This window comes from Leptospira limi, assembly GCF_026151395.1.
GTDB lineage: Bacteria > Spirochaetota > Leptospiria > Leptospirales > Leptospiraceae > Leptospira_A > Leptospira_A limi.
Genome location: NZ_JAMQPV010000001.1, coordinates 1,216,499 through 1,233,268, shown reverse-complemented (window position 1 = coordinate 1,233,268; position 16,770 = coordinate 1,216,499). Strand labels below are relative to the sequence as shown.

The following is a 16,770-nucleotide window of genomic DNA, read 5'->3' as shown; positions in this document are numbered from 1 at the left end:
TTTTCTAACCTTTTAACAATTCAAATTGAGAAGTTTTACATTCATTCCCATTGATCACAATTGAGATCTCATGTTTACCTGGATAATACACTCTAGTTGTAATCGGTTTAAAAGAATGTTTTTTATCGTATTGAAAGAATTCTTTTGGCTTCAAAGTTTTTTCACCTAACTGAAATATCTTGTATCCAACTTTTCCATTAGCTAACAAAAATCCTATTTTATATTCGATCCTAATTTTAATATTCTTTGTGGATGGATTCAAAAAACTGAATTGAAAATCCAATGAATCTCCAAATTTAATTTTATTCTTTCTTAGAGATAACTTAAAATCTTTAGGCATCCACTTTGTATCATATTGAAAATAAGACAAGGCACGAGCATCGGCTTTTTTGAGCAATCCTCGCAATGCATGTTTCAAATTTTTATCTAAACTTTCTGAAACTCCAAACTTATTTTTACAAAAATCAATGACGATATCTGGTTGAAATTTTGAAATATCATTCAGATGGTTGGATACACTCCTTCGGACAATTTCATTTTCATCACTCCATAAGTTTTCCAAGATATTCAAATGAATTTCAGGTTTTTCTTTGATTGCAGGAATTCCAATACCCCAAGGTAAGATGGGCCTACTGCCTTCACTTGCTAATCTTCTAACAAAAGGTTCTTTGTGTTTTGACCAGTTCTCCATTTGTTTCACAGTTTTTTCAAAATGATTGATGTAATAAAATCGAATCGCGAACTCGGCACTTGAAAATATAGTCGTCTTTTCTAATATTCTCATAGAAGATTTAAAATCATCAATTCCAGTTTTTACAACAATATCGTTTACAAAAATATATGGAAAATTAAAATCACTGACACCTTGTTGTCTTAATAATTTGATTAATTCCAAAAGTTTTGGTTCAATTTTATCTAATGGATGATTCCAATAATGCAAAAATGTATCTGCTATACGATTGATTCTCTGCTTTAATTCATAGTTTTTCCATGGAGTTTCCTGGATTTTTTTTTGGAAATCATATGACTTAATCTTTGGATCGACTTTAGAAACGACAAAACTTAAATTTTGAATCCAATGAGTCGAATAAATTTCTTTTAATGGTTCCATTGTTAATTCATTACAGCCATTTAATTCAGTATTTTTTGCGAACCATACATTTTGTTAGTGATTTGCTTTTGGTAACCATACAGAAAAACATGCACCTCGATTACTTGGTTCCAATTCAATGTTTCCGCCCATTTGTATGATCATTTTTTTACAAATGTCCAATCCAAGCCCCATCCCTTCCCCATTTGGTTTCGTTGTAAAAAATGGATCAAAAATCTTATCTTTGATATGCTCTGGAACTCCAACACCGGAATCAATAATGGACACTTTGATCCAATTTTGAATGGGGATTATCTTAATTTCTAATGTGCCATTAAAAGACATTGCATGTAAAGCGTTATTGATCAAATTAATCCAAACTTGGTTTAGCTTATCTCGGTTTCCTATACATTTCAGACCAGATAAATAACTCTTAACCACCGTTATATTACTCAAATTATAATGATAAAGTGACAAGATAGTTTCGATTTCAGATTCTAAATCAATCACCGATTCATTGCTAGTCGTTTCTTTTTCAGAGACTAAGTAATTCTTTAAGGCACGGATAACGTGAGTTGCTTTTTCAGAAGCCACTGATATGATTTGATTACATCGATGTGCTGAATTGATACTCGCCACTGAACGAAGAATATCAAGTGATCGTTCACTACCCAATATATATTCAATCTGATCTAACTTTCGGAACAGACCAGTTTCAATGACTAGTTGCATATGATCACCGTACAATTCCATTTTTTCTAAATGAGAAAACTTTGAATGTAACTCTTTTTTTAACGATCTTTCGGATTTACCTTCCAAATATACTTGATTTTCCAAACTTACTTTTAGAACTATTTGATAACGTATAGTATCTTCTTCATTAAAATTAATAATCGTTGAGATTACTGTTTGTAATTTATTCTTTAGAAAATCAGAAAGTGAAAAATTAGATGAAACAATGGCTCCTAAAGGAGTATTTAATTCATGAGCCATGCCTGCTGCCAATTGACCGAGAACGGCTAATTTTTCTGATGCAAGTAGTCGGTCTTGTGCTTCGGTAAGTTCCTTTAAAGTATGTACCAAACTTTGATTTAATATTTGCAAACTTTCATTCGATTGCCTTAATTCTTCTGTTCTTTGTTTGACTTGATTTTTTAAATTTTCCGAGTATTGTTTATTTAACCTTCTCCATTGAATTAGCCAAATAACACCGACACCAATTAAGACTACAAAAAAAGTATAATAAAGCCAATCATAATTGGTAGGAGGATTTGGATCATACAAAAATCCTTTTAAGCTAATGTTTTTAGGCAACATTCCAAGTTCGTTATATATATCATTGATATGTTTCCATCTACCCGGATTCATATAGCCCATTTCAACAAGTACAGGTTGTATCAACGTCGTCATTTGCTGAGCTTCAAATAGGAGACGTTCTTTTGGATTTTTTTTGGAATATTTATTATAAATAAGTTCAGCAATTTCTTCTTGGTGACTCATTGCATATTGCCAACCAAGTAATGTTGCTTCGCGAAAAGCTTTCACTCTATTAGGATATTTTTCTATCTCTTCTTCGCTTGTAAAAAAATTATCACCATAAAAATCAATCCCCGCTAATCTTGGAGAATAAGCAATGACAGGAAATCCAGCTTTTTTAAAATCAAAAGCTTGTGTTGTTGCATATCCTGAATAAGCATCTACTCTACCTTCAATTAAATCTCTTGGATTAAAACGATGTTCCAATAATTGAAGATCAGATGGATTTATTCCTTCTTTCTTAAGATAGGCTACAATTTCTTCCATCCAAGGAGTTAACATAACGCGTTTGCCAACTAAATCATGAATGCTCTGAACATTTGAAGATTTTTTAAAAAACAAAACTGATGGAGAATGTTGGAAAATAACTCCTAAGACAACAACGGGTTTCCCCATATGTCGGTGTAATAATAATTCATTACTTCCAACACCGTATTGACCAGTTGTTTTAACAACTTTTTCATGAATGCCTCTAATCCCAACCGTACTTTCCAAAAGTTCTACATCCAATCCTACATCTTTGTAGAAACCCTTTTCATACGCAGCATAATATCCAGCAAATTGAAACTGATGGAACCATTTGAGATGTAATGTAATTTTTTCTAAAGCAAACAGTGATTGAAATGGTAGTATAAAAACTAAAATGAATAAGACATAGTTAATTCTGCGAAAAATCAAAGTCGTTTCCATTCTATAAATGTTTTAATGATTTAGCAGTGCAAATCAATGAAATAACATATCAAATCGATTATTTTTAAACTTTTTCTTGGATTTTTCCCTTTACCTTTTGTATCCAATCTAAGTTTAACAATGTCTGTTTCTCCGCATATTCCAATGTTAAATTCCAATACTCATTATCTGGGTGTTTTTCCCATTCTGATTTTAATTCTTTTTGAAATACTTTTAATGATTTTAAATCTTCCTTTTGTTTTCTGATTTCATTTTCTAGCTGTTCCATCAGTAACTTCGGATTCATATGCCTTCCAAAGAAAACTTTAAATAACAATTCATTTCTTTTGTTTGTTTGAATGGGAGATTGGTCCATCCACTTTCGAAATTCTTCTAAACCTGGACGTGTAACCTTAAATACCTTTTTTTTCTTTCCATTTGAATCCGTTTTTTCCCACTCTTTAATGAAACCATCTTTTTCCAATTTAGATAACGTAGGATAAATTTGTCCGAAACTTTCACTCCAAAAGAAACTAATCGTAGATTCGATATACTTTCGAATCTCATACCCATTCATTTCACATTGAGATAAAATACCTAAAAGTGCGTATTGTGTTTTACTTTCTCTTTTCATTTTTCCTGTAGTTTGTTGTATGCATTTAATTCTTTATGAAATAACATCAATGCTGAGATTACTTCCTTTGGTGCTTCCACCTGAGGCCAATGGCCAATTTTATTAGATAAAAAGTATACAGAAGCAAATGGATATTCTTTTTTAAATCGTTCTGCCATATGGATTCCTGAATTAGGATCCATTGGACCACAGATGTAACAAAAAGGAACTTTAGTATTTTTAAGTGTTTTGATCCATTGGTCTTGGTATTTAACTTTATCAAAAACCAATCGACCGATTAAATATGCTATATCTTTTCCTTGATTGTAATTTAAAATATTCCAATATTCATTTAATAATTCTAAATTTGGGCCAGTTTCGGGCCCAAACATTTTATTCAAAGAATTCTCAATCGAATTCCTTTTTATTTTTTTACTTAAATACTTTCCGATAACATTAGGCGTTTGGGATAACAATCTTTGGATCATTCTTGGTTGATACACATCAGTAAACATTCCACCATTCATAAATGCAACAGATAGAATCTCAAAATCCAAACTATCAATTTTTACCAACATTTCTTCAACGACACTTACAGCTAAATCATGTGCTAAAATTCTTATCTTTCTAATGTTCAACTTTTTTATTAGAGTATTAATCATTTCGACATATTCTTCAAATGAATAGGTATGATTTTGTGGTTTATCGGAAAATCCCATACCCAACAAATCAATAAAGACCAATTGATACTTTTTTGCTAAATCTTCCATTACCCAATTCCAATCATAACTGTTAAATGGATATCCGTGTAACAAAAGTAATGGCTCTCCTTCACCCATTGTCCCATAGAATATGGAGTTCCCTTTATAATCATAGAATTTTCCAAATTCTTTCAGAGCAGAAGCATTTATAAACCTACCTTTCATCTTACGCTCCCATCGCACCAAGTTTTTCTGATTCTAATATGAATTGATTTAACTTTGACAAATTTCTAAACCTAATTTGATCAAAATATGTAACTTTAACTTTCGTAATTCCACAAAACCCTAATGTTCCCTGTTTTAATAACTGAACTCCTGGACTTCGATTGAACCATTTGTAATACCAGGTCGGTGCATCCATCGTAATCATGATCCTAGCTGTTTTTCCCTTAAGCAATCGTTTGGGGAGTGGAGAACGTTTTTGATAAGAAAAAGCAAAACCTGGTAAAAACACTCTATCGATCCACGCTTTTAATATTGCTGGCATACTAGACCACCAATTTGGGTAAACAAATACAAGATGATCTGCACTCTGTATCAATGATTGACTCAACAAAATATCAGGTTCTAACTCCTGTTTAATTGTTTTATCATACCCAAAATTTAGATTATAATCGAATTTTAGTTCATTTAACTTTAAGAATTGGACATCAAATCCAGAATTCTTGGCAAATCGGAAATAGGAATCAGCGAGTTTTGCACAATATGAATTAGGATTCGGATGTCCTAATATAATTAGAATTTTTTTGTTTTGCATAATTATATCTACCAGATATAATTATTAGCTATATCTGTTAGATATGATTAGTCAATCTATTTTTCTAGTCTTTTTGGATTCTTTTGAAAAATATTGAAATATCTAAAATAGAAAAGATCGTAATGATTGAATGGCCTTTCTAGAATCTGTATGATTATTTAATTAATAAGTAAAGAATCAATAATACTTAATGATGAAGATGGAATCCAAATACATTTTACCAGGAATTCATGATTAATTGTTCTTATTGTTCTACACAATAATGCAAAAGTGAAGTGGCACAACCAAAAGAATTAAAACCTATTGATGTACTCGTATTACTTCCTGTATCTCCAGCATATCCAAATACTCCTGAAGATGTCCAACCCGTGCAGGAGTTTACGTTATTAGTCCAGTCAGAACTCAAACCAGTCCAAGCAGTTGAGCTAGATCCAGATATAGCAAATGTTAAATTAAAAGTAAACAATGAGGCACTTGTAGTTGTCCCAATTAAATCTGTACGGTTCGATCGATAATAGGAGGCAAATGGTTTTAAAACCCAATCAATCTGACCATCTCCTACATTTGCAGTTACGGAAGCTCTTCGTAATGAATTAAAACTATCACCTAACATTGCTTTACAAATTTTACCAACAGGACAATTTGCCTCCGACTGACAAATATTATCTGCACCTGATATTCCACCCAAAGTTCCCAAACGTCCAACACTTGTAATAAAAATAATCTTATCATTATCAGTAATCTCAACTTGTATCATCCGTTCCTCAAGTCGAAAGGAAGAATCTGTTGAACTTGGCACCAATCTTACCGTTATAGTTCTTGTCCCATTGATGATTGTATCATTCATTGCAGTAAGCGTTAAATTCTGTAATGTACTCCAATTTGTTTTTGTGAATGTATAAGAAGTTTGAGAAGGCGTTACATATGAACCGTTGCTAACAATTACTTGAATATTTACATTTTCTTTGGGTTCGCTACCTAGATACAATTGAACTGTAGAGGAAGTTCCAACGGAAGCATTACCACCTGCCTCAGTTAATGAAACAAATTGACTCGTTACATTTAATCCAGGTTGGCTTACAATTGTAAAATCAGGATAACATGGGTGCCGTTTTTCGCCTAGAGACGCAGCTAAGATTGAAGTTTCAAAATAAGATTTTGATTTTGTATCACAGGCATTATTAAAGGTTTCACTTTCACAAGAGAACAAAAAAAGGATTGAGAGTGTACATAATAAGAATCGATTTGATTTTCGAAAAATGAACAAAAGTGATATTGATTCAATCATCATGAGCAACCAGTGTTAGGCCAAGTTTCTGCTATATGAAATGGATGTAATTCAAAATCTGAATGTTTGTATTTGCCTTTTTATTTCTTAATTTCTCCAACCGAATGAAAGAATTTATTTTTTGGATCATGTAATCATAAGGATTACATGATGTTCTTAGACTGTAAGGGTGAACACTACGAAATCGATTCTAAAAACGAATGCATTAAGTTTTGAAGTGCGATATCGGTTTCTTCATCACAAATCTCTCCCTCCAAAGACACCTTGCCTTTAACGCCTGAAATGAGTAGACTGGTGTCATCTGTTAATTTTGCACCGATCGTTTTTAATACTAAAAGTAACGATTCATGTGCTTTTTGGCCAACCGATGCAGCAGTAATAACAGCAACAGGTTTATCAGTAAATACAACAGAAGAAACTGCCCACTCTAATGCATTCTTTAAGACACCAGGTATACTAAAAACATACTCAGGGGAACAAATTAAAATTCCATCTGCACGTTTCACTTCACCCAAAAACTCTTTTATGATATCAGGAGTTCCCTCTTCCGATATTCCAGAATCAAAAAAAGGAAATCTAATAATTTCATCGTAAATGGTCATATCACAAGTCAACTTATAATTAACTTTTAGTGTATTTAGTATTTTTCTGTTATACGATGTTAGGCTGATGCCACCTGTAATGGCTAGAATGACAGGCTTTTTGTTTTTCATAATTTAAATACTGATTCCAAGAATTTTTTTGGTTCCATCAGGTTCTTTGGAATAGGAAAACAATTTTAAAATTGAAAATTTTTCATACCCATTTTCTTCTGTTTGGTATTCCCAAAGCCAACCCCAAAGGCTTCCTCTTTTTACAAACCCTCTCTCCAATTCTGTTTTTTCTTGGTATAAAACACCTAACAATACATATGTTGCATATTGTTTATCTGATTTTGTTTCATTATGATAATAACCAATCCCTAGAAGCCCTAATTCTGTTATTTCCTCACTTGATTTGGAAATATAATATATTAATGGGCCATACATTTTTGACGTTTCATCTTCTGACTCTGCGGTTCTGATGAGTGGGAAAAAATTAATAGTCTTTTTATAATTTGTTTGGTCGTAACCTAACCAAAGCAATGTAAGACGGTCAATATCGTTATTTGTTCTTTGGAAACTAAATAAAAAGTTCCAGAAACTACGTAATTGGTATGCGGAAGAAGTGTTTTCCGATTCCAATAAATACAGGAGATTGTAGTAATGTCCTTCCTTTTTATACTGATAATAGTTGAATAAGGTAAAGGTAGTAAATTCACCTTCTCCCCAATGATTGAAAGACAAAGGAATCATCGAAAAACTTGAATCCGAATAATAAAAAGGAAAAAACAAAAGGTGTGATAATTTTTCTTTTTTCACCGGCGGACCAATTTCATTTTTATCATTTGCAGGAATGGGAGAGATATACTCATATTCCCAATCCACAAACCATAATAGATTTGTTCTGATACTTGAAGTTTCCTTATTTCGATAGAAAAATGGTGTGATCCATACTGTAGTATTAGGATCTTTATTTGTATATTGATAAGATTGATAGGAGATCCAAACGGGCCATATCAAAAATTCTTTAGATTCATAGTTCTTATTACTTATTTTTGTATAACTCGAAATGAGTGTATAAGTATTACTTTTGGAACTTTCTTCTGCTTTTGTTTTGTTGTGTACATAAAAAGGCAATACTCGATGACCAGAATCAATATCAGATTGGTATAAATTCACAAATGGCCAAAAAAATGATTTTTCAATCCGATGGTTTAGTTGGTATTCCTCCTTGATATAACCATTTAAAAGAAAGGATTGGATTTCAGATGTCTTATCCTTTTGTTTTCCATAAAACGGGAAGATAATTTTATATTCTAAATCATCAGAAACATAACTCAACCAAATTGGAAACAGCGGAGGAATCAAAACAACTTTATCTTCAGAAGACTCATCCCAGGTAAACCAAGCAAATGGTAATAAACGAATGTGTTTTTTCGTATCTGCTAATTCATAGGAAAAGATCCCAAATAAAAGCTGAAAGCCAGTAAACTCATCACTATTCTCTCGATTGAATTCCCTTTTTTTCCTTATCTCTGGTTTTGTAGAAATGGTACCATTTACTTTAGCAGAATTTCCTTTGATGATTCGACTCCTTTTGGAGATTCCAATTAAATTATAGAATAACCCAAAGTCATAATCCAAATATACATTTCCTTCATTTGTTGCCAAGTTAACACTTGTGTCGTGTACCTTAGTGTACCAAAATAAATTGATATGATAATCGTCTTCCTTGTCTTTTAGATTTAAATAAATAGGAAATATAAAATTGAATTCTTTTTTGGGTGAAACATAACTTCCAACAAATGGAAATAAAACAAACAATCTCTCTTCCTTGGATTGATCTTTAGAATAATACAATGGACCCAGCCAATACTCATGATAAGTAGATCGGTAATTTTGATAATAGAGCAAAATTGGTAAAAACAAATAATTCTCTTTTGAATAATATACAAAAGGTATAAATGATACTTCATTTAATCCTCGTTTACCACTTGTTTCAAAATGAAACAAAGTGAAGAGTCTGTAATAATTCAAATAATCATCACCTAACTCTTCTTTATTTGTGTAATAAATGAATGGCAAAACAGGAAAACCAAATCTACGTTGATTTTCTATTTTTTTCTGATAAAAGAAAGGAATGGCGATTAAATGTGAGTTATTTACATTATTTCCCCAAAATACAAGAGGATATATTGATTTATGAACAGAGTCATTTTCTCTTGTGACATTATAATTCAAAATACGTTTGTATTCACGATTATCTATTTTGCTTTGTAGATGATCATAAAAAGGAAATACTGTTTTTGATTTCGAGAGTGGATAATCGTAATAACGATAGACTCCCATTGTTTTCACTGAGTAATGATCTTTCCAATCTTCGATGTCATATAAAACATTACTGGCCTTGTATTTTTTACTCCTTTCACTCCCATAAATCTGAATCTCTCTTTCACTTTCTAAATCTGGCCAAGATTTCGCAGTAATGGGAAATACTAAAAATAAAATGAGACATGGGAGGAGATGGTCCAATTTCAATTTACTAATATTATGTTTATGATTCATTTTTATTTGATACTATTTCGAACGGGTAAAGAAATCGTTTTTTTCATTTTTTTAGGTAGATACTCAATCATCGTAACGGAACTGGGATTTGCATTTATTTTGTTATATTTGTAATCTAGTTGAGAAATTAAAATTGGTTTAGAAGAAGGATACATTTGTCCTATCTGTTTTTTTCCTTCTCGGTCATACAATGGGATCACAGATTTTGATATAGATCTGTATGGCAAATATGTCATAATTGATGTGAGTCTATTTTTATTATCATAAAGATAATCATTGTAAGCTAAGACGATCTCCTGATTCGAAACAACAACTCCTTCCAGAATATCTTCAGTAAACTCGTAAGTTCCTTTTCCTAAACCAACGATAAATGCAGTACCAGTAGAAGCCACGTATGCAATGCCAAAAGCTGCCAATGAAGCAATCCCTGCGGAGGCATAGACTGGCATATACACAGGTGAGTTGTCAGATGCTCTTCTGATATCATATGTTGATTTATAGTAAGGCCAAAAACGGAACTTTCTTGAGACACTACTCGCATAATATATCGGATAATGAATGTATTCTTCTGGTTTCAAATTGAGTGTTTTGTCATCGACAAGAATGGCAATTGTACGAACAATTTTACCAGTTTCTTTTTCTTTCAAAATCGCTTGGTAAACATTGCCATCATTTTGTGGTCGTTTTATCTCGGTAAACACTGGTATAAAATATTCGTCAATTTCTTGCGAATCTGAATACACAGGTATATCTAATGATTGGCGTAAATTTTCTTTAGGGATCGTTACCTCTTTCGTAAAACAACCATTTAGTGAGAATAAGATTATGGGTATCAAAGTCCAATTTTTCATAAGGAGAATAAGAATATACTCTGCTCTCTCGAACGAATACAATCAAAATTTGATTGATGCATTCAGATTTATGGAAATGAGCTAAAGTTTCATTCGCTATGAAACTTCTGTTAAATATCCCAGTAGCTTCGGTATTCTCAATTTAAATTAACTACCATTTTTTAGGAAATTTATAATGATCAGAGGTGACGTAGTGGGAAAAGTGACAGGATAGGATCATTTTTCTTTTGCGTATTCTACTTGCTCCAATGGAAGGACTTCTTGATTTTCGTTTACGCGATATATTAACGCGTGTCGGCGGATATGATGAATGTGTCAGCGAATTCATTCGGGTGAATGATACACTGCTCCCTTCTCACCGATTTTACCGTTATGTTCCAGAACTCTACCAAAATTCACTTACAAAGTCAGGGATCCCTGTTAAGGTTCAATTACTAGGTTCTGATATCAATTGTATGGCGGAAAACGCCGGTAAGGTGGCTTCTCTTGGAGCCTATGGTATCGATATCAATTTTGGTTGTCCTGCCCCAACGGTAAATCGAAACCGAGGAGGTGCAGCTTTACTCAAAGAACCAAACCTAATGTATTCGATCGTAAAAGCAGTTCGAAATGTTGTACCAGAAGAAATTCCAGTCACTGCAAAAATGAGACTGGGTTATGATACCACAGAACATGCGCTTGTTTGTGCTAAAGCATTGGAAGAAGGCGGAGCAAAAGAAATAGTTGTACATGCCAGGACAAAGGTTGATGGATACAAACCACCTGCATATTGGGAATGGATTTCTAAAATAACGGAACATATAAAAATTCCAGTTGTTGCCAATGGAGAAATTTGGACAGTAACAGACGCCATCCGATGCAAAGAAATCTCAGGATGTAAGGATATTATGATTGGAAGAGGTGCTGTTGCAAACCCTGCACTGGCTTTACTCATCAAAGGGACCCAATACAATCGTTTCGAGTGGCTCGAAATTAAAAACTTATTGCTGAATTATTGGAAATCCATGGAAACGGGCATTGATGGAATTAGCAAAACTGGCAGAATCAAACAATGGTTAAAATACCTTTCCAGAGAATATGAGGAAGCAACTGTTGATTTCCAAATCGTGAGACAACTTACTAATCCCAAAGAATTGGAAACTACTTATTTCTCCGAGTTATTCTCACAAAGAAAATGATGGTAAAATCCATCTCAATATTGTATTAAGTATTCAATATGTTTGAATCATTTTCCAATTCTGAAATCCTATCAGGTATGATCACACCTGCTGTCCTTGTGTCTGCTTGTGCTAGTTTGATTTTTTCCACAGCGAATCGACTGGGAAGAATTTTTGATCGAGTGAATCTTTTGAAATCAGAAGTCGAACTTTTACTAGAAGGAAAACGAAGTTTTCATGAACAAAGAATGGTCTATATGAGACACCAACTTTCTGTTCAAAAAAAACGAGCTGTTCTCATTCAGCGATCGATGGCATTTTTATACTTAGCAACATCCTTATTTATCATTTCCAGTTTGGCACTTGCATTTACACTTGCTTTTGCTAAAAATCTCAATTGGATCCCAACTGTGGTTGCTCTATCAGGTGGGATTTGTTTGTTTTTTGCTAGTGCACTTCTTTTGTATGAAAGCCGATACAACCTAACATTCATTAAAAGACAAATTGAGTTTACCGAGTTTTTGGAACGAGAAATCCAAGAAAAAATGAAATAACTTGTTTCAGTCAAAGCCCAAGAAGAGTTTTTTTGGGCGCCTCGCATCCATCTCTTCACAAACATATTTACGTTTAGCGACCGCGTTATACGCTCCAATCTTTCGCTAAGCGAAAGGATTTCCGCTACTACCGCTGGCGCTTGGAAAACTTCCTTTTTATGCTTCAAGAGAATAAAAGTTTAACATAGCTTATGTTTAGCGTCGAATCCATAAAATTCTTTCACTTCTTCTTTTCATTATTCAATGTACAAAGCGAAAGACCAGCGTTAAAATTATTAATTGAATAGGTGGAAACTCGGCAAAGTAGATAAAATGTAATCAAAGCAATATAGATATTATTTTGATTTCAATTGATGAATCCTTTTGATTTCCAATCATTCAAAGCATTTTTTTAGAATATTTTAATATCTTAATCGAAATTGACAGCAAAAGGAATGATCATGCAAGTTCGAAGAGACAATACAAATAAGTTTGTAGTTTTAAAACCTCGGTCACAACTCGTTCCGATTCTTTCGACTTCGAAACACTTCCCCGCACCAGGGATCCGCAGGGCTTGGTCTTCGGAAGGTCTGCCTGACGAAGACGGGAGCGAATGCGGACCCCGTAGTGAGCCCGCCCGGGTGCCCGAGAGTTCGTACTATGAACTTTTGGAAATTAAAATCGGCGATTTTTAGAAGCGGCGTGCCAAAAATGGCGGGCCGTGGTAAAGGGAACACATTGGGTGGCGGGTCCAGTACCCCACCCTCTAATCGGGCGGGGAAAGTGTACCCTGCGCCGCACCCCCCACCGCCCCTCTTTTGTAACAAATCTGACAAAAAAAAACGATTTTCCTGTCACCTCACCTTTCTAGAACGGTAAGTAAAAATTAGATTCGGAAATTCCTTCATGAGAGAAATCAAAACTGTCACGATTTTAGGTGCCAACGGAGCCATGGGTTCTGGAAGTACAGGCGTTATTGCTGCCTTCGGTGGTGCTAAAGTCCATATGCTCGCTAGAGATGTAGAAAAAGCAAAACAGGGTATCGAAGCCGCTGTCGCATCCGTAAAAACGGATACTATTCGCGCTAGGATGATCCCTGGTTCCTACGATGCGGATCTGGAAAAAGCAGTCGCAGAGTCAGATTGGGTATTCGAACTCGTGGCGGAAAGTTACGAAGTCAAAGAACCGATCAACACTCGTATCGCAAAAGCGCGCCGTCCGGGAACCATCGTTTCCACTGTGTCCTCAGGACTTTCCATTGGTCGTTTGGCAAAAGCTTACGATGAAGATGGTCAAAAACACTACTACGGAACCCATTTTTTTAACCCTCCTTATAAAATGATCCTTTGTGAACTCGTAACTCACTCTGGAAATGACAAAAAAGTCACACAAGCGTTAGGTGAATACTTAGATAAAGTTTTAGGTCGTGCTGTTGTTTATACAAACGACACTCCTGCATTTGCTGGAAACCGTATCGGATTTCAGTTGATGAACGAAGTGGCTCACTTTGCTGAAAAGTATGCTGACAAAGGTGGAATCGCACTTATGGATGAAATCATGTCTGGTTACACTGGACGTGCCATGGGCCCACTTGCAACTGCAGACTTCGTAGGACTAGACGTTCACAAAGCCATTGTAGACAATATCTACGACAACACAAAAGACGAAGCACATGAAACATTCAAACTTCCTGGTTACTTCCAAAAGTTAATCGATGCTGGTAAACTTGGTATGAAATCTGGTGGTGGTCTCACAAAAGTTGTGAAACACGCTGACGGAAAACGTGAGAAGTTTGTTTACAATATCAAAACAGGTGAGTACGATCCGTACCCAAAATTTGATATTCCCTTTATCAAAGAAGCTCGCCAAAAAATCAAAGACTCCGATTACAAAGGTGCGATGGATGTAGTAAAAAAAGCGAGTGGTTTCGAAGCAGAAATCGCACGTTACTTCATTTCACGTTACATCAGTTATTCGCTCTCTCTCGTTGGAGAAGTAGTGGATACAAAAGAAAACACTGATGGAGCAATGGGTTTTGGTTTTAACTGGGTTCCTGCATCTGCGTTTGTTGATTTCCTTGGTGGACCAAAAGAAACAATTAAGATGATGGAAACGTCTAAAATACCAGTTCCAAAACTTTTAAAAGATGCGAAAGAAGGCAAAAAGTTCTACGAACTTGGCGAGAAACTAGACGCAAGGTCTCTTTTCAAAGGTTAATTAGGAGTATCATATGAGTGAAAAAGTATTTGTACTAGGCGGGGAACAAACCGACTTCCAAAGAAATTGGACCAAAGAAGGAAAAACCTTCATGTCCATGATGCGTGAAGTATTAGATGATGCTCTTGAAAAAGTTGGCATTAGTTATGATGAAATCAAACGATTGAACAAAGAAAATCGTGTGGCTGTTTTTGTTGGAAACTTTGATGCAGAACAGTACGCAAACCAAGGACATTTGGGTGCATTTTTAACAGAAGTTAACCCTGCACTTTTCGGCGTTCCTGGTGCTCGTTATGAAGCAGCTTGTGCTTCCGGATCGGTTGCACTTGATGCAGCGATCACACACATCCGTGCAGAAGACTACGATCTAGCGATTGTACTTGGTGTGGAAGTGATGAAAACCGTTTCTTCTTCTGTGGGTGGTGACTTCCTTGGAACTGCTGCTTACTATGAAAAGGAAGCAAAAGGGGTTCAATTTCCTTTCCCTAAACTTTTCGGAAAATTAGCAGACGTGATCCTCGAACGTTACGAACTCAAAGAAGAACGTTTTATGGATGCTCTTGCTGAAATTTCACGTATCAATTACGCAAACGCAAAACGTAACCCAAAAGCACAAACTCGTACATGGTTCATGAACAAAGAACATGCGATGGCTCGTGGTGGTGATAATAATATGGCAGTGGGTGGAAGACTTTGTATCACAGACTGTTCTCAAGTAACAGACGGTGCTGCAGTAACCATCCTTGCTTCTAAAGATTACACAAAAGAATACGCTAAAAAAACTGGCCGTAAAATTGATGACATCCCTCGAGTAAAAGGATGGGGTCACCGAGTTGCACCAATTACATTTGAAGCAAAAAAACAAGAATCCGTTGGAGACAAATACATCCTTCCATGGACTCGCCAAACAGTAAAAGATGCGTACAAACGTGCTGACCTAGATGTAAAAAACATTGATGTATTTGAAACACATGACTGTTTTACTTCTTCTGAGTATGCTGCTATTTCTGCTTTTGGAATCTCAGAACCAGGAAAAGAACACATCGCGATCGAAGAAGGAACCATTGACTTTGGTGGTAAAAAACCAATCAATCCATCCGGTGGACTCATCGGTGTGGGTCACCCAGTGGGTGCGTCCGGCGTTCGTATGATGCTCGACCTCTACAAACAAGTTACAAACACTGCAGGTGACTACCAAGTGAAAGGAGCTAAGAACGGTCTTATGCTCAACATTGGTGGATCGGCAACGACGAACTTCGTGTTCATCTTAGGGAAGTAAGCTTGTGAATTCGCTGAATACAGAAAAATGGAATCGGATACTCGTCCGGTTCCTCCTTGCCTTTTCGTTTTGGGAAGCAGTGTCGATCCCTGTTCGTATGTTGTTTTTTGCAAAGTTTTACTTTGATCCAACATTCAAATCGATGTTTGTTCCTATAACAGATGTTTTTTGGCTAGGACCTGTTTTCAGCGATTTATTGTTCACACTATCCTTTGGATTTTTGTATGCACTGATGAAAGAATCACTTCCACAAGGACTTGTGGGTGGATTTTTAGTGGGAATCTTAGTATCGATCATTGGATTTGTATCGCCAATGCTTTGGACATTGTCCCTCACAAACTTTGCCCCCACACAACTTGTATGGGTTTGGGTAGCGTATTATTCCTTATTCACTGTTTCTACAGCAGCCATCTATTCTGTAGGTTGGAACTCAGAAGACTAATGAATTGCTAAACCCAAAGGAAACTTTGGGTTTTTTATTTTCTTCGAATCTCACCAGCCAAATCAGTGCCAGGTGCAATGGTATTAAAAACAGTTCCATATTTTTTGATATTTTCATGCAACAGAAGCAAACGTTCGTCTGATTCCATCTACAGTCACTTGAATCCCTTTGAGTTGAAAATGAAGAATGGGAGCCACTCTTTCCACCCCTTTGATGATACAGGCCGATAACGCAGAAAGTAACAACTCAGCAGGATTGAAGGCATTTGGATTTCCCGCCATATCTGTATCTAATACGATTTCTGCCGATTTACACCGTGAAAGGCTTGCCTGAGAATCCACTCTAGTGGTTTCCACATGAAAATTCATTTTGGGTTTTGCATTTGAGTCTGGATTTGTCATTAACTTAACCTAATATCTGAACTACGAGAT

At 35.1% G+C, this 16,770-nt stretch carries 14 protein-coding genes and 1 pseudogene; 5 read left to right on the top strand and 10 right to left on the bottom strand.

The features are described 5' to 3' along the window. Positions 1–4: 4 nt before the first annotated feature. From ND812_RS05785 to ND812_RS05745, 9 genes are all read right to left on the bottom strand, one after another. Positions 5–1,111: a DNA alkylation repair protein gene (locus tag ND812_RS05785; protein ID WP_265374664.1), complete on the bottom strand. Its 1,107-nt coding sequence runs from the start codon at positions 1,109–1,111 to the stop codon at positions 5–7. A gap of 54 nt (positions 1,112–1,165) precedes the next feature. After that, entirely contained in the window at positions 1,166–3,316 is a 2,151-nt protein-coding gene (locus ND812_RS05780; RefSeq protein ID WP_265374663.1) for an ABC transporter substrate-binding protein, read from the bottom strand. A 64-nt stretch (positions 3,317–3,380) separates the two neighbouring features. Then, positions 3,381–3,929, bottom strand: coding sequence for a PadR family transcriptional regulator (locus ND812_RS05775; RefSeq protein WP_265374662.1), 549 nt, complete (start codon positions 3,927–3,929; stop codon positions 3,381–3,383). Continuing rightward, on the bottom strand, positions 3,926–4,834 hold the full coding sequence (locus tag ND812_RS05770) for an alpha/beta fold hydrolase (RefSeq protein WP_265374661.1): 909 nt from the start codon (positions 4,832–4,834) through the stop codon (positions 3,926–3,928). The genes ND812_RS05775 and ND812_RS05770 overlap by 4 nt, the downstream gene beginning before the upstream one ends. 1 nt (position 4,835) lies before the next feature. After that, positions 4,836–5,426 carry an NAD(P)H-dependent oxidoreductase gene (locus tag ND812_RS05765; RefSeq protein WP_265374660.1) on the bottom strand — a complete coding sequence of 197 codons (591 nt, stop codon included), beginning with the start codon at positions 5,424–5,426 and terminating at the stop codon, positions 4,836–4,838. A 244-nt stretch (positions 5,427–5,670) separates the two neighbouring features. After that, positions 5,671–6,714 carry a DUF1554 domain-containing protein gene (locus ND812_RS05760; RefSeq protein ID WP_265374659.1) on the bottom strand — a complete coding sequence of 348 codons (1,044 nt, stop codon included), beginning with the start codon at positions 6,712–6,714 and terminating at the stop codon, positions 5,671–5,673. 176 nt (positions 6,715–6,890) lie between these two features. Then, on the bottom strand, positions 6,891–7,427 hold the full coding sequence (locus tag ND812_RS05755) for an NADPH-dependent FMN reductase (protein WP_265374658.1): 537 nt from the start codon (positions 7,425–7,427) through the stop codon (positions 6,891–6,893). 3 nt (positions 7,428–7,430) lie between these two features. Beyond that, on the bottom strand, positions 7,431–9,827 hold the full coding sequence (locus ND812_RS05750) for an LA_1737 family protein (protein ID WP_265374657.1): 2,397 nt from the start codon (positions 9,825–9,827) through the stop codon (positions 7,431–7,433). A 35-nt stretch (positions 9,828–9,862) separates the two neighbouring features. Continuing rightward, positions 9,863–10,711 (bottom strand): hypothetical protein, encoded by an 849-nt coding sequence (locus ND812_RS05745; protein WP_265374656.1) that lies wholly within the window; start codon positions 10,709–10,711, stop codon positions 9,863–9,865. 227 nt (positions 10,712–10,938) lie between these two features. Between ND812_RS05745 and ND812_RS05740 the strand changes: the two genes are divergently transcribed. The 5 genes from ND812_RS05740 to ND812_RS05720 all read left to right on the top strand — a co-directional run bounded on the left by ND812_RS05740 (position 10,939) and on the right by ND812_RS05720 (position 16,339). Then, a complete protein-coding gene (locus ND812_RS05740; RefSeq protein WP_265374655.1) occupies positions 10,939–11,889 on the top strand; it encodes a tRNA dihydrouridine synthase in 951 nt (316 codons plus the stop codon). Between the two features lie 38 nt (positions 11,890–11,927). Next, a complete protein-coding gene (locus ND812_RS05735) occupies positions 11,928–12,422 on the top strand; it encodes a DUF2721 domain-containing protein (RefSeq protein ID WP_265374654.1) in 495 nt (164 codons plus the stop codon). Between the two features lie 885 nt (positions 12,423–13,307). Then, positions 13,308–14,618, top strand: a complete 1,311-nt coding sequence (locus tag ND812_RS05730) for a 3-hydroxyacyl-CoA dehydrogenase NAD-binding domain-containing protein (RefSeq protein WP_265374653.1) — start codon at positions 13,308–13,310, stop codon at positions 14,616–14,618. A 13-nt stretch (positions 14,619–14,631) separates the two neighbouring features. Continuing rightward, positions 14,632–15,897: an acetyl-CoA acetyltransferase gene (locus tag ND812_RS05725; RefSeq protein ID WP_108959891.1), complete on the top strand. Its 1,266-nt coding sequence runs from the start codon at positions 14,632–14,634 to the stop codon at positions 15,895–15,897. Positions 15,898–15,901: 4 nt separating this feature from the next. Continuing rightward, the gene (locus ND812_RS05720; protein ID WP_265374652.1) at positions 15,902–16,339 is read left to right on the top strand and encodes a hypothetical protein; all 438 of its coding nucleotides are present in this window, start codon (positions 15,902–15,904) and stop codon (positions 16,337–16,339) included. Between the two features lie 34 nt (positions 16,340–16,373). Here ND812_RS05720 and ND812_RS05715 read toward each other — a convergent pair. After that, positions 16,374–16,740, bottom strand: a pseudogene (locus ND812_RS05715) (OsmC family protein). Positions 16,741–16,770 lie beyond the last annotated feature (30 nt).

Excerpts from the sequence above, each read along its gene's own strand:
- ND812_RS05725 (WP_108959891.1), top strand. The coding sequence starts at position 14,632 with ATGAGTGAAAAAGTATTTGTACTAGGCGGGGAACAAACCGACTTCCAA.
- ND812_RS05755 (WP_265374658.1), bottom strand. The coding sequence starts at position 7,427 with ATGAAAAACAAAAAGCCTGTCATTCTAGCCATTACAGGTGGCATCAGC.
- ND812_RS05745 (WP_265374656.1), bottom strand. The coding sequence starts at position 10,711 with ATGAAAAATTGGACTTTGATACCCATAATCTTATTCTCACTAAATGGT.
- ND812_RS05780 (WP_265374663.1), bottom strand. The coding sequence starts at position 3,316 with ATGGAAACGACTTTGATTTTTCGCAGAATTAACTATGTCTTATTCATT.
- ND812_RS05765 (WP_265374660.1), bottom strand. The coding sequence starts at position 5,426 with ATGCAAAACAAAAAAATTCTAATTATATTAGGACATCCGAATCCTAAT.
- ND812_RS05735 (WP_265374654.1), top strand. The coding sequence starts at position 11,928 with ATGTTTGAATCATTTTCCAATTCTGAAATCCTATCAGGTATGATCACA.
- ND812_RS05760 (WP_265374659.1), bottom strand. The coding sequence starts at position 6,714 with ATGATTGAATCAATATCACTTTTGTTCATTTTTCGAAAATCAAATCGA.
- ND812_RS05775 (WP_265374662.1), bottom strand. The coding sequence starts at position 3,929 with ATGAAAAGAGAAAGTAAAACACAATACGCACTTTTAGGTATTTTATCT.
- ND812_RS05770 (WP_265374661.1), bottom strand. The coding sequence starts at position 4,834 with ATGAAAGGTAGGTTTATAAATGCTTCTGCTCTGAAAGAATTTGGAAAA.
- ND812_RS05785 (WP_265374664.1), bottom strand. The coding sequence starts at position 1,111 with ATGGAACCATTAAAAGAAATTTATTCGACTCATTGGATTCAAAATTTA.
- ND812_RS05730 (WP_265374653.1), top strand. The coding sequence starts at position 13,308 with ATGAGAGAAATCAAAACTGTCACGATTTTAGGTGCCAACGGAGCCATG.